Genomic DNA, 22,036 nt, shown 5'->3' on the forward strand with positions numbered 1-22,036 from the left:
CCCTCTGCGCCCGGCCTTCCCGGGCCGTCCGACGGGCCTAATTTCTTCCCAGGCCCATCCGTTCCCCTGTGTACATCTCGGCTGCCGAACACTGCCCGCCTGTCGTGCGCGGGCCAGTCAGGCGCGACTCACCCAGACACTGGCAGGAACATTCCATGACGGACGCCTTCGAACTCCCGCACTCGCTGGTCCAGGCCCTGGCGCAGCGCGCCGCCCAGACCCCTGAGCGCATTGCCTTGCGCTTCCTGGCCGACGCGCCCGGCGAGCAGGCGGTGCTCAGCTACCGGGACCTCGACCAGCGCGCGCGGACCATCGCCGCGGCGTTGCAGGCCCGGGCCGGGTTCGGCGAGCGCGCCGTGCTGCTGTTCCCCAGCGGCCCGGACTATGTCGCGGCCTTCTTCGGCTGCCTGTATGCCGGGGTGATCGCCGTGCCGGCGTATCCGCCGGAGTCTTCGCGTCAGCATCACCAGGAGCGCCTGCTGTCGATCATCGACGACGCCGAGCCGCGCCTGCTGCTGACGGTAGAAGCGCTGTGTGACAGTTTGCAGGGCCTCGAAGCCCTGGCAGGGGCCAACGCCCCGGGCCTGCTGGCCGTGGATCGTCTGGACCCGCAGTTGGCCGGGCAGTGGCGCGAGCCTGAGCTCAAAGGCAATGACATCGCCTTCCTGCAGTACACCTCCGGCTCCACCGCGCTGCCCAAGGGCGTGCAGGTCAGCCATGGCAACCTGGTGGCCAACGAGCAACTGATCCGCCAGGGCTTCGGCATCGACCTGAACCCGGACGACGTGATCGTCAGCTGGCTGCCGCTGTACCACGACATGGGCCTGATCGGCGGCCTGTTGCAGCCGATCTTCAGTGGCGTGCCCTGCGTGCTGATGTCGCCGGGCTACTTCCTCGCCCGGCCGCTGCGCTGGCTGCAGGCGATCAGCGAATACGGCGGCACCATCAGCGGCGGCCCGGACTTCGCCTACCGCCTGTGCAGCGAGCGGGTCAGCGAGGCCGCAATCGCCGGCCTGGACCTGAGCCGCTGGCGCGTGGCCTATTCCGGTTCCGAGCCGATCCGCCAGGACAGCCTCGACACCTTCGCCGAAAAATTTGCCGCCTGTGGCTTCGACGCCAGCAGTTTCTTCGCCAGCTACGGCCTGGCCGAGGCCACCCTGTTCGTCAGCGGCAGCCGCCGTGGCCAGGGCATCGGCGCCCTGGAACTGGATGCCGAGGCCTTCGCCGCCAACCGTGCCGAGCTGGGCAAGGGCAGCGTGCTGATGAGCTGCGGCTATCCGCAGCCGGGCCACGCGGTGCGCATCGTCGAGCCGCAACAGCTGCAGGTGCTGGCTGACAACCAGGTGGGCGAGATCTGGGCCGGCGGCCCGAGCATCGCCCTGGGCTACTGGCGCAACCCCGAGGCCAGCGCCCGCACTTTCGTCGAGATGGACGGCCAGACCTGGCTGCGCACCGGCGACCTGGGCTTCATGCGCGATGGCGAGGTGTTCGTCACCGGGCGCCTGAAGGACATGCTCATCGTCCGTGGTCAGAACATCTACCCGCAGGACCTGGAAAAGACCCTGGAGCGTGAGGTCGAGGTGCTGCGCAGGGGCCGGGTGGCGGTATTCGCCGTCGACGACCAGGGCGAGGAAGGCATCGGCGTGGCGGTGGAGATCAGCCGCAACGTGCAGAAGGCGCACACGCCCGAGGCGCTGATCAACACCCTGCGCCGGGTCATCGCCGACGCCTGCCGCCAGGCGCCGGCCGTGGTCCTGCTGCTCAACCCCGGCGCGCTGCCCAAGACCTCCAGCGGCAAGCTGCAGCGCTCGGCCTGCCGCCTGCGCATGAACGACGGCAGCCTGGATATCTATGCGCGGTTCCCGACGGCGCAAACGGAGCAAGGTAATGGCGTGGCGGGTGACGACCTGCAGGTACGGATCGCCGGTATCTGGCGTGAGCTGCTCAAGGTCGAATCGGTGGCGGCGGACGATCACTTCCTGCTGCTGGGCGGCAACTCCATCGCCGCCACCCAGGTGACCGCGCGCCTGGGCGACGAGCTGGGCCTGCAACTGAGCCTGCGCACCCTGTTCGAAGCGCCGACCCTGGCCGAGTACAGCGCCGCCGTGGCGGCCATTGTCGCCGAAGGCGGCAGCGCAGCCGGCGTGATCCGCAACCAGGACCGCGACCAGGCATTGCCGCAGTCCCTGGCGCAGAATCGCCTGTGGCTGTTGTGGCAACTGGAGCCGCAGTCCGCCGCCTACAACATCCCCGCCGGCCTGCACCTGCGCGGCGAGCTGGACGAAGCGGCGCTTCAGGCAAGCTTCCAGGCCCTGGTCGCCCGCCATGAATCCTTGCGCACGCTGTTCGACGAGGTTGACGGCCAGGCCGTGCAGCGCATCCTGCCGGACCAGTCGTTCAGCCTGCGTCATCTGGACCTCGAAGGGCTGTCGCCCGCCGAGGTGGCCGCGCGCCGCGAGGACGAGGCGCAGCAGCCGTTCGACCTGCGCCAGGGCCCGCTGCTGCGGGTGACCTTGGCCCGCCTGGACGACGAAGAGCACCAGCTGTGGGTGACCCTGCACCACATCGTCGCTGACGGCTGGTCGCTGAATATCCTGCTGGATGAGTTCGCCCGCCTGTACGCCGCCCAGGGTCAGGCCGTGCAACTGCCTGAACTGACACTGGGCTACGCCGACTACGGCCAGTGGCAGCGCCATTGGCTGGCCGACGGCGAGAGCGCCCGTCAGCTCGACTACTGGAAGAACACGCTGGGTGATGAACTGCCGGTGCTCGACCTGTGCACCGACCAGCCCCGCGCCAGCCAACAGCACACCCGCGCCGCGCGCCACAGCCTCAAGGTGCCAGCGGCGCTGACCAGCGCCCTCAAGGACCTGGCCCGCGACCAGCAGGCCAGCCTGTTCATGGTCCTGCTGGCCGGCTGGCAGGCCCTGCTGCACCGCTACAGCGGCCAGGGCGACATCCGCGTCGGCGTGCCCAACGCCAATCGTCCGCGCCTGGAAACCCAGGGCATGGTCGGCTTCTTCATCAACACCCAGGTGCTGCGCGCCGAGCTCGACGGCCGCCTGCCGTTCGCCGGGCTGCTGGCCCAGGCGCGCCAGGCCACCCTGGAGGCCCAGGCCCATCAGGACCTGCCGTTCGAACAACTGCTCGAAGCGCTGCCGCAGGCCCGTGAACAGGGCCTGTTCCAGGTCATGTTCAACCACCAGCAGCGCGACCTGTCGGCCCTGCGCCGCCTCCCCGGGCTGCTGGCCGAAGAGTTGCCGTGGCACAGCCGCGAGGCCAAGTTCGACCTGCAGCTGCACAGCGAGGAAGACCACCAGGGCCGCCTGACGCTGGCCTTCGACTACGCCGCCGGGTTGTTCGAGGCGGCCACCGTCAAGCGCCTGGCCAGCCATCTGCTGGCCTTGCTCGAGCAGGTCTGCGCCGAGCCGCAACTGGCCCTCGGTGAGGTGCGCCTGCTCGATGAACAAGGCCGCGCGCAACTGCTCGGTTGGGGGCAGGCACCGATGGCGAGCGCGCCGCGGCTGCTGGTCGAGCAACTCAATGAACAGGCCCGCCTGACCCCCGAGCACACCGCGCTGGTGTGGGAGGGCGGCCAGCTCAGCCATGCCGAGTTGCACCAGCAGGCCAACCGCCTGGCCCACTACCTGCGCGACAAGGGCGTCGGCCCGGACACCTGCGTGGCCATTGCCCTCGAGCGTTCGCCGCAGTTGCTGGTCGGTCTGCTGGCCATTCTCAAGGCCGGCGCCGCCTATGTGCCGCTGGACACCGACTACCCGGCCGAGCGCCTGGCCTACATGCTGGCCGACTGCAAGGCCGGCCTGCTGCTCAGCCACGCCAGCCTGCTCGACAAGCTGCCGCAGGTGGACGGCGTCAGCGCCATCGCCCTTGATCAGCTGCACCTGGACAGCTGGCCGAGCCAGGCCCCGGGCCTGCACCTGCACGGCGACAACCTTGCCTACGTGATCTACACCTCCGGCTCCACCGGCCAGCCCAAGGGCGTGGGCAACACCCACGCGGCCTTGGCCGAACGCTTGCAGTGGATGCAGCAAACCTACGCGCTGGACGCCAGCGACGTGCTGATGCAGAAGGCACCGATCAGCTTCGACGTGTCGGTGTGGGAGTGCTTCTGGCCGCTGGTCACCGGTTGCCAGCTGGTGCTGGCCGGCCCCGGCGAGCACCGTGACCCGCAGCGCATCGCCCAGCTGATCCAGCAACACGGGGTGACCACGCTGCACTTCGTGCCGCCGCTGTTGCAGGTGTTTGTCCAGGAGCCGCTGGCCGCTGGCTGCACCAGCCTGCGCCGGCTGTTCTCCGGTGGCGAGGCGCTGTCCGCGGCCTTGCGTGACCGCGTGCTGCAACTGCTGCCGCAAGTGCAACTGCACAACCGCTACGGCCCGACCGAAACCGCCATCAACGTCACTCATTGGCACTGCCAGGCAAGTGATCGCGAACGCTCGCCGATCGGCCGCCCGCTGGGCAACGTGCTGTGCCGGGTGCTGGACGACGAGTTTGAGCTGAGCGCGCCTGGCGTGCCCGGCGAGCTGTGCCTGGGAGGCGCGGGCCTGGCCCGTGGCTACCTCGGCCGCCCGGGGCTGACCGCCGAACGTTTCGTGCCTCAGCCCGATGGCGACGGCGCGCGCCTGTACCGCAGTGGCGACCGCGCCCGCTGGCATGTGCAGAGCCAGGCCCTGGAGTACCTGGGCCGCCTCGACCAGCAGGTGAAGGTGCGCGGTTTCCGCGTCGAGCCCGAGGAAGTGCAGGCGGTGCTGCTGGCCCAGCCGGGTGTTGCCCAGGCCCTGGTGCTGATTCACCAGGACGCCGTTGGCGCCCAGCTGGTGGGGTACTACAGTGGCATCGAGCAGAGCGACGCGCTGCTGGTCGCGCTGGCCGAGCGCCTGCCGGCCTACATGGTGCCGGCGCAGCTCATCCACCTGGCGCAGATGCCCCTGGGGCCGAGCGGCAAGGTCGACCGCAAGGCGCTGCCGGCGCCAGTCTGGCAGCAACGTGAACACGTCGAGCCGCAGAGCGCGCTGCAGCAGCAGGTCGCGGCGATCTGGCGCGAAGTGCTGAACCTGCCGCAGGTCGGCCTGCAGGACGATTTCTTCGCCCTCGGCGGCCACTCGCTGCTGGCCACCCAGATCGTCTCGCGCACCCGCCAGGCGCTGGATGTCGAGCTGCCGCTCAAGGCCCTGTTCGACGCCAGCGAACTGGGCGCGTTCTGCGCCGAAATCGCCCGCCTGCAGGGCAGCGGCGAGCGTAACCGGCAAGGCGTCATCGCCCGTGTCGACCGCCGCCAGGCCGTGCCACTGTCGTACTCGCAGCAGCGCATGTGGTTCCTCTGGCAGATGGACCCGCACAGCCCCGCCTACAACGTCGGCGGCATGGCCCGCTTCCAGGGACCGCTGCATGTGGACGCCTTCGAGCGTGCCCTGCAGGCGCTGATCGTGCGCCATGAAACCCTGCGCACCACCTTCCCCAGCATCGACGGCAAGCCGTACCAGTGCGTTGCCGACGACAGCCACCTGCAACTGCACTGGCACGACTTCAGCGCGCTGGCCGACGAAGCCCGCCAGCAACGCCTGCAGCAACTGGCCGACGACCAGGCGCACCAGCCGTTCGACCTGGAGCGCGGCCCGCTGCTGCGCGCCTGTCTGGTCAAGGCCGGCGAGCGCGAGCACTACTTCGTCCTGACCCTGCACCACATCGTCACCGAAGGCTGGGCCATGGACATCTTCGCCCGTGAACTGGGCGAGCTGTACGAGGCCTTCGTCGACGAGCGCGAGTCGCCGCTGGCGCCGCTGCCGGTGCAGTACCTCGACTACAGCGTCTGGCAGCGCCAGTGGCTGGAAGGCGGCGAGGGCGCCCGTCAGCTGGCCTACTGGAAAGACCGTCTGGGCGAGGAGCATCCGGTGCTGGCGCTGCCGGCCGACCGTCCGCGCCCGGCAGTGCAGAGCCACCGCGGCGAGCTCTACCGCTTCGACCTGGATCCGGCGCTGGTCAAGCGCGTGCATGCCTTCAACAGCCAGCGCGGCCTGACCCTGTTCATGACCATGACCGCCACCCTGGCCGCGCTGCTGCACCGCTACAGCGGCCAGCGCGACCTGCGCATCGGCGCGCCGGTGGCCAACCGCATCCGTCCGGAAAGCGAAGGGCTGATCGGCGCCTTCCTCAACACCCAGGTGCTGCGCTGCGAGCTGGACGGGCAGATGAGCGCCGGCGCGTTGCTCGACCAGTTGCGCCAGACCATCATCGACGGCCAGTCGCATCAGGACCTGCCGTTCGAGCAACTGGTCGAGGCCCTGCAGCCGCCGCGTTCGAGCGCCTACAACCCGCTGTTCCAGGTGATGTGCAACGTGCAGCGCTGGGCCTTCCAGCAGAGCCGTGAGCTGGTGGGCATGCAGGTGGACTACCTGGTCAACGACGCCAGCGCCACCAAGTTCGACCTGTACCTGGAGGTCACCGACCTCGATGGCCGCCTGGGCTGCTGCTTCACCTACAGCCGCGACCTGTTCGACGAACCGCGTATCGCCCGCATGGCCGAGCACTGGCAGCAACTGCTGGTGGCGTTGATCGACGACCCGCAACAGCGCCTGTGCGAACTGCCGATGCTGGCCGAGGCCGAACAGCAGGTGCTGATCGGTCAGCTCCAGGGCGAGCAGGACTTCGAGCTGAACCAGACGCTGCACGGGTTGTTCGCCGCCCAGGCCGAGCGTACCCCGCATGCCCTGGCCCTGACCTTTGCCGGCAAGCACCTGAGCTATGCCGAGCTCGACCAGCAGGCCAACCGCCTGGCCCGCGCCCTGCGCGAGCGCGGCGTAGGCCCGCAGGTGCGGGTGGGCCTGGCGCTGGAGCGCTCGCTGGAGATGGTGGGTGGGCCTGCTGGCCATTCTCAAGGCCGGTGGCGCCTACGTGCCGCTGGATCCGGAATACCCGCTCGACCGCCTGCGCTACATGATCGAGGACAGCCGCCTTGGCCTGCTGATCGGCCAGCGGGCGCTGCTCGACACCCTGGGCGAACTGCCGCCAGGTGTCGCGCGCTGGAGCCTGGAGGACGATGCCGCGAGCCTGTCCGCCTACAGCGACGCCGCCCTGGACAACCTCAACCTGACGCAGCACCAGGCTTATCTGATCTACACCTCCGGCTCCACCGGCAAGCCCAAGGGCGTGGTGGTCAGCCACGGTGAAATCGCCATGCACTGCAAGGCGGTGATCGCCGAGTTCGGCATGCGCAGCGACGACTGCGAGCTGCATTTCTATTCGATCAACTTCGACGCCGCCAGCGAACGCCTGCTGGTACCGCTGCTGTGCGGCGCCCGCGTGGTGCTGCGCGCCCAGGGCCAATGGGGCGCCGAGGAAATCTGCCAGCTGGTACGTGAACAGCAGGTCAGCGTGCTCGGCTTCACCCCGAGCTACGGCAGCCAGCTGGCCCAGTACCTGGCCGGGCAGGGCGAGCAGTTGCCGGTGCGCCTGGTGATCACCGGTGGCGAGGCGCTGACCGGCGAACACCTGCTGCGCATCCGCCAGGCTTTTGCCCCGCAACAGTTCTTCAACGCCTATGGCCCGACCGAGACCGTGGTCATGCCGCTGGCGTGCCTGGCGCCGGACACGCTGCCCGTCGATGCCGGCAGCGTGCCGATCGGCCGGGTGATCGGCGCCCGCACCGCCTATATCCTCGACGACGACCTGGCCCTGTTGCCGCAGGGTGGCATCGGTGAGCTGTACGTGGGCGGCGCGGGCCTGGCCCAGGGGTATCACGACCGCCCAGGCCTGAGCGCCGAGCGCTTCGTCGCCGACCCGTTCAGCCATGACGGTGGCCGCCTGTATCGCACCGGCGACCTGGTGCGCCTGCGCGCCGATGGCCTGGTGGAATATGTCGGGCGTGCCGACCAGCAGGTGAAGATCCGCGGCTTCCGTATCGAGCTGGGCGAGATCGAGAGCCGCCTGCAGGAGCACGCCGACGTCGAGGAGGCGGTGGTCCTGGCCCTCGACCTGCCGGGCGGCAAGCAGCTGGTGGGCTACCTGGTGTGCCCGCAGGCCGGCGCCGACGCCGAGGCCCAGGCCCTGCTGCGCGAGGCGGTCAAGGCCGATGCCCGCCAGCATCTGCCGGACTACATGGTGCCGGCGCACCTGGTGCTGCTCGACAGCTTGCCACTGATGGGCAACGGCAAGCTCGACCGCCGCGCGCTGCCGGCGCCGGACCTGGAGCAGGCGCGCCAGCACTACCAGGCCCCGGCCAACGAGCTGGAAAGCCAGCTGGCGCAGGCCTGGCGCGAAGTGCTCAACCAGTCGCGCATCGGCGTGCAGGACAATTTCTTCGAACTGGGCGGCGACTCGATCCTGTCGATCCAGGTAGTCAGCCGGGCCCGCCAGCTGGGGTTGCAGTTCACCCCGCGCGACCTGTTCCAGCACCAGACCATCCAGACCCTGGCGGCCGTGGTGACCCGCAGCGAGGCGCCGAGCAGCATCGAGCAGGGCGCGCGCGAGGGCCACAGCGGCCTGACGCCGATCCAGCACTGGTTCTTCGACAGCGAAGTGCCGCAACCGCAGCACTGGAACCAGGCGGTGCTGCTGCAGGTGCGCCAGCCGCTGCAGGCCGAGACGCTGGAGCAGGCCCTGGCCGCGCTGGTCGAACACCACGACAGCCTGCGCCTGCGCTTCGGCCAGGCCAGCGGCCGCTGGCAGGCCGAGTACGCCCAGCCGAGCACCCAGCCGTTGCTGTGGACCGCGACCGTGAGTGATTTCGAGGACTGCCAGGCACTCTATACCGATGTGCAGCGCAGCCTCGACCTTGCCGAGGGGCCGCTGCTGCGCGCCTTGCTGGTCAGCGACGAGCAGGGCGCCCAGCGCCTGTTGCTGGCGATCCATCACCTGGTGGTCGATGGCGTGTCCTGGCGCGTCCTGCTGGAAGACCTGCAGGCGCTGTACCGCGGTGAAACGCTGGCCGCCAAGACCCATGCCATGGGCGATTGGGCGGCGCGCCTGGCCAGCTATGCCGGCAGTGATTCACTGCGCGACGAGCTGGACTGGTGGCAAGCGCAACTGGGCAACGCCCGTCGCGAACTGCCCTGTGACCATCCCCAGGGCGGCAACCTGCACCGCCATGCCCGCAGCATCGCCATCGAGCTGGACGTCGAGCAGACCCGCCAGCTGCTGCAACAGGCGCCGGCGGCCTACCACACCCAGGTCAACGACCTGCTGCTGACCGCCCTGGCGCGCACCCTGTGCCAGTGGAGCGGCGACCAACAGGTGTTGGTGCAACTGGAGGGCCATGGCCGCGACGGCTTGTTCGAGGACATGGACCTGACCCGCAGCGTCGGCTGGTTCACCAATGCCTACCCGCTGAGCTTGAGCCCGGAGATGGGCGAGGGCGAATCGGCCCGTGCCGGCTCGATCAAGCGCATCAAGGAGCAGTTGCGCCAGGTGCCGCACAAGGGGTTGGGTTATGGCGTGCTGCGCTACCTGGCCGACGAGGCCGGGCGCGAACGCATGGCCGCGCTGCCCCAGGCGCGCATCACCTTCAACTACCTGGGCCAGTTCGACCAGCAGTTCGACCAGGCGGCGTTGTTCCAGCCGCTGGACGCTCCCGCAGGCCTGGCCCATGACCTCGACGCGCCGCTGCCGAACTGGCTGAGCGTCGATGGCCAGGTATACGGCGGCGCGCTGCAACTCCGCTGGAGCTTCAGCGCCGAGCGCTACGACGAAGCGACCATTGCCCGCCTGGCCGAAGCCTACCGCCAGGAGCTGCTGGCCCTGGTCGGCCACTGCCTGGCGGACGGCAACGGCAGCTTCACGCCGTCGGACTTCCCGCTGGCGCAACTGACCCAGGAGCAGATCGACGCGCTGCCGATCCCGGCCGCCGAGATCGAGGACGTCTACCCGCTGACGCCGATGCAGGAAGGCCTGCTGCTGCACACCCTGCTCGAGCCGGGCACCGGCATCTACTACATGCAGGACCGCTACCGCATCAACAGCGCCCTCGACCCCGAGCGCTTCGCCCAGGCCTGGCAGGCCGTGGTGGCGCGCCACGAGGCGTTGCGCGCATCGTTCAGCTGGAACGCCGGCGAAGCGATGCTGCAGATCATCCACAAGCCCGGCAAGACCCCGGTGGACTACCAGGACTGGCGCGGCCTCGACGAGACCGCCCAGGAGGAGCGTCTGCAGGCTCTGCACAAACAGGAGCGCGAGGCCGGCTTCGAACTGCTGCGCGAAGCGCCGTTCCACCTGCGCCTGGTGCGCGTCGACGACGCGCGCTACTGGTTCATGATGAGCAACCACCACATCCTCATCGATGCCTGGTGCCGCTCGCTGCTGATGAACGACTTCTTCGAGATCTACCAGGCCCTGGGCGAAGGGCGCCAGGCCCAGCTGCCGGTGCCGCCGCGCTACCGCGACTACATCGGCTGGCTGCAGCGCCAGGACCTCGACGAGGCGCGCCAGTGGTGGCAGGCCAACCTGGCCGGCTTCGAACGGGCCACGGCGATCCCCAGCGATCGGCCGCTGCGCCACGATCACGCCGGTGACGGCATGGTGGTGGGTGATTGCTACACCCGCCTCGAGGTGAGCGAGGGCGCTCGCCTACGCGAACTGGCCCAGGCCCACCAGCTGACGGTCAATACCTTCGCCCAGGCGGCCTGGGCCCTGACCCTGGCCCGTTACAGCGGCGACCGCGACGTGGTGTTCGGCGTCACCGTGGCCGGGCGCCCGGTGAGCCTGCCGCAGATGCAGCGCACGGTCGGCCTGTTCATCAACAGCATCGCCCTGCGCGTGCAGATGCCGCAGCCCGGCGAGCGGCGCAGCGTGCGTGACTGGCTGCAAGGCCTGCTCGACCGCAACATGCAGTTGCGCGAGTACGAGTACCTGCCGCTGGTGGCGATCCAGGAATGCAGCGAACTGCCCAAGGGCCAGCCGCTGTTCGACAGCCTGTTCGTGTTCGAGAACGCCCCGGTGGAAACCGCCGTGCTCGACCATGCCCAGCACCTGGATGCCAGTTCCGACTCGGGCCGCACCCACACCAACTTCCCGCTGACTGCGGTGTGCTACCCGGGCGACGACCTGGGCCTGCACCTGTCGTTCGACCAGCGTTACTTCGACTACCCGACCGTCGAGCGCCTGCTCGCCGAGTTCAAGCGCCTGCTGCTGGCGCTGGTCGAAGGCTTCGACGGCGAGGTGGATGAACTGGCATTGCTGGGCGCCGACGAGCAGCGCTTCCTGCTCGACGACTGCAACCGCACCGAGCACAGCTACGCCCTGGAGCAGAGCTACGTCGAGCTGTTCGAGGCGCGGGTCGCCGCGCACCCGCAGCGCACCGTCGCCCGTTGCCTGGAGGCGTCCTACGACTATGCCGGGCTGAACGTGGCGGCCAACCGCCTCGGCCATGCCCTGGTCGCGGCCGGCGTGGCCATCGACCAACCGGTGGCGCTGCTGGCTGAGCGCGGCCTGGCGCTGCTGGGCATGATCGTCGGCAGCTTCAAGGCCGGCGCCGGCTACCTGCCGCTGGACCCGGGCCTGCCGTCGGCGCGCCTGCAACGCATCGTCGAGCTCAGCCGCACGCCGGTGCTGGTGTGCAGCGCGGCCTGCGCCGAGCAGGCGCGCCAATTGCTCGACGAAGTGGCGGGCGCTGCACGGCCGAAGCTGCTGGTCTGGGAAGAGCTGCAGGCGAGCAACGTGGCCAGCCACAATCCGGGCATCCACAGCGCGCCGGACAACCTCGCCTACGTGATCTACACCTCCGGCTCCACCGGCCTGCCCAAGGGCGTGATGGTCGAGCAGCGCGGCATGCTCAACAACCAGCTGAGCAAGGTGCCGTACCTGGCCCTGGACGAGCAGGACGTGATCGCCCAGACCGCCTCGCAGAGCTTCGACATCTCGGTGTGGCAGTTCCTCGCCGCGCCGCTGTTCGGGGCCAAGGTGCAGATCGTGCCGAACGCCATCGCCCATGACCCGCAGGGCCTGCTGAGCCATGTGCAGGCCACCGGCATCACCGTGCTGGAGAGCGTGCCGTCGCTGATCCAGGGCATGCTGGCCAACGACCACCAGGCCCTCGATGGCCTGCGCTGGATGCTGCCGACCGGCGAGGCCATGCCGCCCGAGCTGGCCGCCCAGTGGCTGCAGCGCTACCCGGCCATCGGCCTGGTCAACGCCTATGGCCCGGCGGAGTGTTCGGATGACGTGGCGTTCTTCCGCGTCGATGCCGCCTCGACCCAGGGCAGCTACCTGCCGATCGGCACGCCGACCGACAACAACCGCCTGTACCTGCTCGGCGAGGACCAGACCCTGGTGCCGCTGGGCGCGGTGGGCGAGCTGTGCGTCGCCGGTACCGGCGTGGGCCGTGGCTATGTCGGCGATCCGCTGCGCACCGCCCAGGCTTTCATTCCGCATCCGTACGGTGCACCGGGCGAGCGCCTGTACCGCACCGGCGACCTGGCCCGCCGCCGTCCCGATGGCGTGCTGGAGTACGTCGGGCGTATCGACCACCAGGTGAAGATCCGCGGCTACCGCATCGAACTGGGCGAGATCGAGGCACGCCTGCACGAGCAAGCCGAGCTGCGTGATGCCGCGGTGGGCGTGCAGGAAGGCGTCAACGGCAAGCACCTGGTCGGCTACCTGGTGGCGCACCAGGGCGTCGCCGCCGACGCCGCGCTGCTCGACCAGCTCAAGCAGCGCCTGCGCGCCGAGCTGCCGGAGTACATGGTGCCGCTGCACTGGGGCTGGTTCGACAGCCTGCCGCACAACGCCAACGGCAAGCTCGACCGCAAGGCGCTGCCGGCCATCGAGATCGGTGGCCAGCACAGCCAGGCTTACCTGGCGCCGCGCGACGAGCTGGAGCAGACCCTCGCCGGCATCTGGGCCGATGTGCTCAAGGCCGAACGGGGTGGGCGTGCGCGACAACTTCTTCGAGCTGGGCGGGCATTCGCTGCTGGCGACACAGATCGCCTCGCGGGTGCAGAAGGCCCTGCAGTTGAACGTGCCGCTGCGGGCGATGTTCGAGTGCAGCACGGTGGAAGAGCTGGCGGACTATGTGCGCGGGCTGCAGGACAGCGCGCTGGATGACGCCAAGGTCGATCGGTTGAGCGACCTGATGGCGGAGCTGGAGGCGTTGTAACTGCATTGCCTTCAGCGCGGGGCGTGCCTGTTCCCACAGGATCAGGCAGGCCCCGCGCTGACGCGCCGATGTGGCGTATGGCCACCCTGTAATCCTCACCCTTGCCGGTGCTACGCTGCACACAGTGCGCAAGGATTTCACGGGTTTCATGGACGATAGCCTGCATGCCGCCCGCATGGGCGATCTCATACTTCATCCCCCGCTGATGGCCGAGCTGGTCAGTGGCCTGGTCGAGGCCGCCGTCTATGCGGCGGCGGTCGCCGCGGTCGGTGCCGCCATTGGTGGCGCGGTGGTCGCGGTGGTCGGTACCGGCGGTGCCGCCGCCGTGCTCACGCCGTTGATCGCCGGGGTCATGGTCAGTGCTGCCGCCATGCTGCCGGCCGGTGAAGACAAGAGCATTGGCGACCATATCAGCGACTTCAGCAACTGGGTCGGCAATTCGCTGTTTCCGCCCGAGCCGTACGGCTCGATCAGCAGTGGCTCGCACAATACCCGCATCAACGGCATCCTCGCGGCGCGCGCCGCCGGGGTGAGTGGTGGCCCGGTCGAGGCGCCGGGCCCAGCCGATGAACCGTCGATCCTCGAAAACATCGGGGCCTACGCCATGGTCGGCGCCTCGATGGTATTGCCGGTGATCGGCTTGGCGCAGGAGATCAACAGCATCTTCAACCCGCCGGTGACCACGCCGGCCGCGCCCGGATCGATTCCCAAGCCCGAGGACAAGGCGGTCTGCAGCAAGCATCCTCCAATGCCCGAACAGTTCGTTGCCCAAGGCTCGGACAAGGTGTTCATCAATGGCCAGCCGGCAGCGCGGGTCGGAGACAAGACCACCTGCGACGGGCCGATCGGCATGACCTATTCGCCCAATGTGCGCATCGGTGGCGGCACCACCACCGTGCGCGACATCCACGACGGCAAGAGCGCTGCGGCGAAAATCATTGGTCTGATTGCCGGGATGCTCATCAGTCGCCGGGGCATGCTCAAGGGTCGCCGCTGCGGGGTGGGCAACCCGGTGGCTCCAGCCATGGGCAGCAAATTCCAGGATGGCCCCGAGGATGTGGATTTCAAACTCGCGGCGCTGGTCCCGATCACTTGGGCGCGGCGCTATGACAGCAACGACCGACGTAGCGATGGCCTGTTCGGCATAGGTTGGAGTGTGCCCTACGAAGTGCGCCTGGAGCGTGTCGCGCACCCTGAGGGGGGCGAGTTGTGGATCTACGTCGATGATGAGGGCGCCAGGCTGGAGCTCGGGCGTCTGCAGGTCGGCAGTGCCTTCGTCAGCATTCTCGATGGCCTGGCGTTTTTTCATCAGGACAACGGCTTCACCATCGTCGAGGACATCAACAGCGGGTTGTACCAGGTGTTCCATACCGATCCATTGGACAGTCGGCGGTCGCGCCTGGTCAAGGTCGGTGATCGTAACCTCAATTGCCTGGAGCTGTTCTACGACGAACAAGGCCGATTGCAGTTCCTCGGCGACAGCTCGGCCCGGATCTTCATCGAACTGCGCTTTGCCGACGGGCAACCGCGCCGGGTAGCCGAGATACACAGATTGTACTTGCGGGCCGGTCGGGCCTTTGCCGTCGAGCAGCGCGAATGCCTGGTGCAGTATCGCTACACCTCGGCAGGGCAATTGGAGGTTGTCGCCGATGCCGAAGGGCAATTGCTGAGGCAGTTTACCTACACCGACCAAGGGTTGCTGGCCAGCCATACGCTGCCCATGGGGGCTACGCGGTACTACGAGTGGGCCCGCTTCACGCCACCGCCGGCGCGCCAACCGTGCAGTCTGGATGGCACGCCTTACGCCATGCCCGCGCTGTTGGAGCTACAGCCCGAGCATGAATGGCGCGTGGTTCGGCACTGGGGCAGCGACGGCGAGGACTATCGCTTCATCTATGACCTGGAGCATGGCCATACCCAGGTCATCGATGGCCTGGGGCGTGAGGAGCACTATCACTGGGGCGCGCTGAACGAGGTCCACACCTACATCGATGCGCTGGGATATTGCTGGCGGCACGACTATGTCGATGGCCTGTTGCGGCGCACCCTCGATCCACAAGGTGGCGAGTGGTCCTATAGCTACGATGCGCTCGGGCGCGTGGTTGCCACTGCCGACCCGTTGGGGCGTCGTGAAAGCATCGGTTACACCGAACATTGGGCCTTGCCCACCCGTATCGTCGACGGAGCAGGGCATGAGCGTCGTTATACCTATGATGCTCGGGGCAACCTGTTGTCCGAGGTCGATCCGCTCGGGCAACTGACACGTTACGACCACGATCGTCAGGGACGTATGGTGCGTATTGTCGATGCCATAGGCAAGGAACGTTCGTTCAAGTGGAACGGGCGTGGCCAGCTGACTGCCTCACGCGATTGCTCGGGGCAACAGACTCACTATCGTTACGACCTGCGTGGGCACCTGAGCGAGGTGCACAATGCCGAGGGCGGCGCCACGCGCTATCGTTTCAATGTGCGTGGCCATCTGCAGCAGCGCGAATTGGCCGATGGCCGGGTCGAGCACTATCAGATCGATGCTGCCGGTCAGTTGGCCCGCCATGTCGACCCAGCGCAGCGCATGACCCAATGGCAATATGACGGCAGCGGTCGGCTGCTGCAGCGTACTGATGCACTGGGGCACACTGTGCGGTTGCACTGGGATGCCTACGGCCGCTTGCAGCAGTTGGAAAACGAGAACGGCGAGCACTATCGCTTCCAGTGGGATGCGCTAGACCGGTTGGTTGGTCAGCGTAACCTCGATGGTGGCGGTTTCAGTCTGCTTTATGATGCCCTGGATGCGATCACCCAACGCACCGTGCATCCATGCCGCGAAGCGGAGCCCGTGTTGCCGGGCAGCCCGGATGAGCCCGAAGTGTTTGCACAGGTTCACCACCATGAACACGATGCGGTCGGTCGTCTGCTGTGCAAGCGGACCGACGATGGCGAGACGACCTACCGCTACGATGCTGCTGACAATCTGCTGGCGATCCATTTCACTCACCGTAGTGGGCAGGTCCAGCAGTTGGACTTCACCTACGACGCCATGGGGCGATTGCTGAGCGAAAGCCAGGGTCCAGGGCAACTCGGTTACACCTATGATCCCCTAGGTAACTTGCAGACCTTGACGCTGCCTGACTCCCGCCGGATCAACTACCTGTGCTATGGCAGCGGACATCTGCACCAGATCAATCTCGACGGGCGGGTGATCAGCGACTTCGAGCGCGATGCGTTACACGACGAGGTCTTGCGCAGCCAGGGTGCATTGCTTACCAGAACCCGTTATGACAGTACGCGGCGCCTGCTGCGCAAGGCTGTGGAATATCAGGATGGCGAGCGCACCCGCATGCCCTTGCTGCAGAAGGACTATGAGTACGATGCGGCGGACAACCTTGTCGGCGAGGTACTGACCCAGACCCAGCGCGCTGGTAGCGGGCTGGGGGTGGAGCTTGAGCATCTGGTCGGTCGTTTCCAGGCCGGTGCCGGTGGGCGTGGCAGCTACCAGGGGCGCATTGGTTATGACTACGGGCCCACCGAGCGAATCCATGGCGCGTCACGCCAGTTGCCTCAGCAACAGCCGATGGTCGAGCACTTTGGCTACGACCTTGCCGGCAACCTGCTGGAGGGATATCAGGTCAACGGTCGGGTACGGCACAACCGGGTCAAGGTGTTCCAAGATAGACGCTATCGCTACGACCGCTTTGGTCGGCTCGAGGAGAAGCGCTCCGGCAATCGTCTGCTCCAGCGCTTTGAATACGATGCAGAGCATCGGCTGGTCTGTATCCGCCAGCGGCGTGGGCCGCTTCGCGAACGGATCGAGTTTGCTTACGACCCCTTGGGCAGGCGCATCGACAAACGAGTCTACCGTGACGACCTGGACGCGCCGGTCAGTCGAACCGAGTTTCAGTGGCAAGGCCTGCGTCTGTTGCGAGAAGTTCAGGACGGCAAACCGAGTCTCTATCTGTACGCAGACGCGGCGGGACATGAGCCGCTGGCCAGGGTAGATGGGGTGCCTGGGCATGAGCAGGTTTTCCACTTCCATTCGAATCTGGTCGGCCTGGTAGAGCAACTGACCGACGAACACGGGATAACTGCCTGGCAAGGGCAGCACCAGGTATGGGGCAACAACTGCGAGGAATGGCATGCGCCGGAGCAGGTCAGTCGGCAGAATGTGCGTTTTCAGGGGCAGTATCTGGATCGGGAAACTGGGCTGCACTACAACACATTCAGATTTTATGACCCGGATATCGGGCGATTTACCCAGCAAGACCCGATAGGCTTGAGGGGTGGGATCAACCTCTATCAATATGCGCCCAATCCTCTGTCATGGATCGATCCGTTAGGCTTGGAGGTGGTGCGTGTTTATCATTACACGAGCAAGGAAGGTTATAAGGGAATCATGGGGACAGGCGTGATTAATCAAAGTGACCCTGGCGCCAGGGGGCGAGGCGCTATTCAAGGCAAGCCCAAAGGTGTCTACGTGACGACACTAACGCCTGAGGAAATGGAGAGCACCAATGTAAGAGGTAAAATGGGGCTGACCAAAGAGAAAAGTACCCATTTTGTTTCATTTGAAGTTGATAGCGGGAAAGTTAAAAAAGTGGATCGGCAGAATGCTTATCTAAGGCTCTACATACAAGAAGATATTCAGCTCCGGGACGCTAATAGAAGACTTCGTGCTGATGTCAGTCACGGTGCTTCCGGATGCAAGCTATAGGAGACAGTGGGATGGCTGATTGGTCGGGTGTCATGTATGGCTTCTATACCGATACGTCGCTGGAACTGGGGCTCGCGGCATTGATGGAAAAAGCAGCACGTCTGGGGTTTCAGTCACAGCAGGAGTGCATTCGGGGAGAGGAGTTTGTTCTTTTCTATAAAGATGAGGGGATGCTGAAGGCCCACCTTGAGCAAGGTTACAACCTGGGGGCGACGGGCGAGGGGTGCTTTGGCGTTGAGGCAAAGCCAGCAGCGTTGAACGGGATCGCTACGCTATTCGAGTTTGAAGGTGATTCGGATTTCGAACCCTACGATATCAATTTGCGCTTCAATCGAATTTTTTACTATGTATTGGTGTTGCCGGACAGTGTCGATGAATCAGATTTCTGCCGGCGTATACACACTATGTTTTCCGAGACCTTGATGGATTGAGCCACGCTCAAGGTCGAGGGTGAAGCGGGCGTATCAATGAGCCTGAAAAGGACGGCTCCGGCCTGGCGACCGTAACTCCTTGTCCACGACTGTTTGGTTGGCTGAAGGAGAACCGCCGCCTGGATACACGCTACTGCAAGCTGGCGGAAAGCTCTGCTGCAATGGTCATGCGGGCTTGCTGGCGGCGGTGTCTACGACATGACTTTGCGTACAGTGCCTAAGCGAACGCAAAGCGCTCTGCGACCCGTCAGGATCGCTGGGCTTGAAGCGCTATCTGCTGGTTGGTTACGACAGCCATGTCGAGGTATTCGCCAAAGGCTATCGTTGCACCTTCAGATAGACTGCGGTTTAACGCTTGCCGAGTATCTTCCCCAGCATCTCCGGCCGCGGCGCGCCTTGCTGGTTCTGCAACTGCCCCTGCTCATCCTGATAGAAGATCGCCGGGGTTGCGGCCAGGCCCAGTTCTTCCATCAGCGCCAGATTCGCCTCGAGCTTCTTCTGTACCGCTTCCGGCACCTTGTCCAGCGCCTTGAGCGTGCTGGCCTTGCCGGCCTTCTCATGTTCCTGCAAGGCCTTGGCAGGGTCCTTGGCGGCGAGCAGCGCGGCGGACTTGCCCGGGCTGTCCTCGCGGATGATGCCGACCATGATGTGTCGCAGTTGCACCTTGCCCGACTCGACCCAGGGCCGGGCCTGCTGCCAGAACATGTTGCAGTAGGGGCAGTTGGGATCGCTGAACAGGTAGACGGTGCGTGGTGCGTCCACCTTGCCGTCCTGGATCCAGGCGGATTTTTCCATCTTCGCCCAGACAGCCTTGCTCATCGGTGCGTACACCAGTTTTTCCAGTGGTTCGGCGCTGAGATCTTTGCCTTGCTCGTCGAACAGGCTGCCCACCAGCACATGCTTGCCGTCGGGCGTCAGGTACAGGGCGATGCCATTGTTGTGGTACTCGGCGGCATAGCCGCGCAGGCCGTTGGGAGCGTCGAAGCTACCCTTGATCACGGCGCCCTTGGCCTGCAGTTGCTGGATCGGCTTGGGGAGCTCTTCGGCGTGCAACAGCGGGGCGGCGAGCAAGGTGAGGGTCAGGGGCAGCAGCGCATTCAGTCGCATGTCAGTTTCCTTGTGGGGCGGGCGCCTCGGCGCGTTCGAAGGGTTCCAGGGCGTGGCGCAGGCTGGCGCGCGACAGTTCGCCCAGGTGGCTGCCGACCAGCCGCCCTTCGGCGTTGTAGAACAGGGTGGTGGGCAGGGCCATGGAGCCGACCTTGCGGGCCAGCTCGCCGGTGCCGTCGAACAGCACGTGGGACAGGGTCAGGCCGGTGGTGGCCATGAAGGTGCTGACGTTCTCCGGGGTTTCTCCCTGGTTGACGAACAGGAAGGTCACGTGGGGGTAGTCGTCCTCGGCCTGTTGCAGCACCGGCATCTCGCGGCGGCAGGGCGGGCACCAGGTGGCCCAGATGTTGATCACCAGCGGCCGTCCACGGTAACTGTGCAGGGCCACCGCCTGGCCACGGTTGTCGCGCAGGCTCATGTCCGGCAGTTCGGTACCCTTGCTGTAGAGGTGGCTGGCCAGGCTGCCGAGGCCCCAGAACAGCGCGCCGCTGAACAACGCCCAGCCCAGTGGGCGGCGCAGACCGGGGCGCCGCCAGCCCTGCCACAGGGTGCCGAGGACGATGCCCAGCAGGCCGCCCCAGAGCAGGAAGCCACCGTCGCGGATGTCGATGACCTGCAGCGGGTCGTCGCGGTACATCGGCCAGTAGGCCAGGACGAAGCCCAGGCGGGCGAACAGCAATCCCAGCAAGAACAGGTTGAACAGCGCCGACTCCGGGTTCTCGCCGCCGCGCCTGGCCACTCGCCAGCCGACCAGGCTGGCGATGCCCAGCGCCGCGAGCAGCAGCAGGTGGTTCAGGGCCATGGTCAGCGGCCCGAGGGTGACGGTCAGCATCAGCCTTGGCTCCTGGTCTGGGCCCAGTGTTGCAGGAAGCCGGCGGCATCGATCTCGCCGGTGATGCGGCGGGCGCGGCGCTCGTCGCCTTCCGGGCCGATCCAGATCAGGCTGGGCGGGCCTGGCACCTGGTAACGCTGCAGCAACTCGCGGCTGGCTGGGGAGTCGGCGGTCACATCCAGGCGCAGCAGGTGCACGCCGGCCAGGCTGGCCTGGACATCGCCACGGCCGAACACCTGCTTTTCCATGACCTTGCACGACACGCACCAGTCGGCATAGTAGTCCACCAGCACCCACTGGCCTCGGGCCTTGGCAGCGTCGAGTTCACGTTGCAGGTCGGCCGGCGCGCTCACGGTGACGAAGGCGTCGTGGGCGTTGGCCGAGGATGCCGCCGTGCTCTTGCCGGCGAAGGGCTGCAGGGGTTGCCACAGGTCGTTGCCCCCTGCCGCGGCGCCCACCAGCAGCAGGCCACCCCACAGGGCGCCGAGCAGGGGAATGGCGCGCAAGGCGGGCAGGCGCTGCAGGGCCGGCCAGGCGGCCCAGCCCAGGGCGATCAGCCAGGCGCCGGCCAGGGCCAGCACCAGGGTTTGCGCCAGCAGGCCACGCACGGTGTACAGGGCCATGGCCAGGAACACGAAGCCGAACAAGCCCTTGACCAGGTTCATCCAGGCACCCGGGCGTGGCAGGTAGCGGTTGCCCAGGGTCACCAGCAACAGCAGGGGCACGCCCATGCCCAGCCCGAGGGTGAACAGCACCAGCGCGCCTTGCAGCACGTCGCCGCTCTGGGCGATGAACAGCAGGGCGCCGGCCAGCGGCGCGGTCATGCACGGGCCCAGCAGCAGGCCCGACAGGGCGCCCAGCAGTGCCGCACCGTACAGGTTGCCGCCACGGGTGCCTTGTCCGGCGCGGTCCAGGCGGTCGCGCAGGGCGGCCGGCAATTGCAGTTCGAAGGCGCCGAACATCGGCAGGGCCAGGAGCACGAACAGGCCGGCCAGGCTGCCCAGCAACCAGGGCTGTTGCAACCAGGCCTGCAGGCTTGCGCCCAGCAGCGCGGCGATCACGCCGAGGGCGGCGTAGACCAGTGCCATGCTCAGCACATAGACGCCGGCCAGCCACCAGCCGCGCCGGGCACTGGCGCCATTGCCCATGACCAATCCGGCGAGGATCGGCAGCATAGGCAGCGAGCACGGGGTGAAGGCCAGCAGCAGGCCCAGGCCGAAGAATGCCAGCAGGCTCCAGGCCAGGCTGTCCTGTTGCAGGGTACCGGCCAGGGCCTGGTCGCTGGCCTGGTCGGCAGCGGCGGGTGGCGCAGCGCTGCCGCCCAGGGCGATTGGCGTGGTCTGCGGCGGGTAGCACAGGCCGGCGTCGGCGCAGCCTTGCCAGCCCAGGCGCAGCTCACCGCTGGCGTTGGCCGGGAGCAATAGCTCAAGCTCGGTGCGGTAGACCGCGCTGTCGCCGAAGAACTCGTCATGGTGGTTTTCGGCCTGGGGCAGCGACGGGTGCTGCTCGGGAGGCAGGCCGTCGAACTTCAGGCGCTTCTGGTAGAGGTAGTAACCGTCCTTGATCTGGAAATGCAGGCGCATCTGGCCGTTTTCCAGGCGGTCATGGGTCAGGACGAAGGCCTCGTTGACCGGCAGGAAGTCCGGCTTTACCGCAAAGGGGTTGGCCTGGAGAGGGCCGGCGAGCAGGAATGTCAGGAAGAGCAGGAGAACACGCATGTCGACGCCTTGGCAGAGCTTTGAAGAGGGCCATGCTGGCCTTGGCTTATTAACTGAAGGTTAAGTTGGTCTTAGGACCAGGCCTTTCAAGGTGTTCGCCATGAGCGTTGTAGTGCCTGTGAGACCGAGCGCCGC

General features: G+C 66.8%; 5 protein-coding genes and 2 pseudogenes. 4 read left to right on the forward strand and 3 right to left on the reverse strand.

What is annotated here, in order from left to right; all coding sequences use genetic code 11:
• The first annotated feature begins 155 nt into the window (after positions 1–155).
• The 4 genes and pseudogenes from ACZ899_RS01085 to ACZ899_RS01100 form a co-directional block, all read left to right on the forward strand.
• A pseudogene (locus ACZ899_RS01085) lies at positions 156–13,105 on the forward strand (non-ribosomal peptide synthetase).
• A gap of 148 nt (positions 13,106–13,253) precedes the next feature.
• Entirely contained in the window at positions 13,254–17,813 is a 4,560-nt protein-coding gene (locus tag ACZ899_RS01090; protein WP_234561755.1) for an RHS repeat-associated core domain-containing protein, read from the forward strand.
• Between the two features lie 11 nt (positions 17,814–17,824).
• Complete coding sequence (locus ACZ899_RS01095) at positions 17,825–18,244, forward strand: hypothetical protein (RefSeq protein WP_203651781.1); 420 nt, start codon at positions 17,825–17,827, stop codon at positions 18,242–18,244.
• Positions 18,245–18,330: 86 nt separating this feature from the next.
• Positions 18,331–18,465, forward strand: a pseudogene (locus ACZ899_RS01100) (IS5/IS1182 family transposase); the annotation flags it as partial.
• 127 nt (positions 18,466–18,592) lie between these two features.
• Here the strand turns inward: ACZ899_RS01100 and dsbG are convergent.
• Genes dsbG through dsbD form a run of 3 tightly spaced genes read right to left on the reverse strand, consistent with a single transcriptional unit; the run spans position 18,593 to position 21,901 of the window.
• Positions 18,593–19,351 (reverse strand): thiol:disulfide interchange protein DsbG, encoded by a 759-nt coding sequence (dsbG, locus tag ACZ899_RS01105; RefSeq protein WP_234561757.1) that lies wholly within the window; start codon positions 19,349–19,351, stop codon positions 18,593–18,595.
• 1 nt (position 19,352) lies between these two features.
• Positions 19,353–20,183, reverse strand: a complete 831-nt coding sequence (locus ACZ899_RS01110; protein WP_234561759.1) for a TlpA family protein disulfide reductase — start codon at positions 20,181–20,183, stop codon at positions 19,353–19,355.
• A complete protein-coding gene (dsbD, locus tag ACZ899_RS01115) occupies positions 20,183–21,901 on the reverse strand; it encodes a protein-disulfide reductase DsbD (protein WP_234561761.1) in 1,719 nt (572 codons plus the stop codon). Before dsbD ends, ACZ899_RS01110 begins: the two co-directional genes overlap by 1 nt.
• Positions 21,902–22,036: the final 135 nt, after the last annotated feature.

It is taken from the genome of Pseudomonas sp. TE31087 (genome assembly GCF_057284075.1).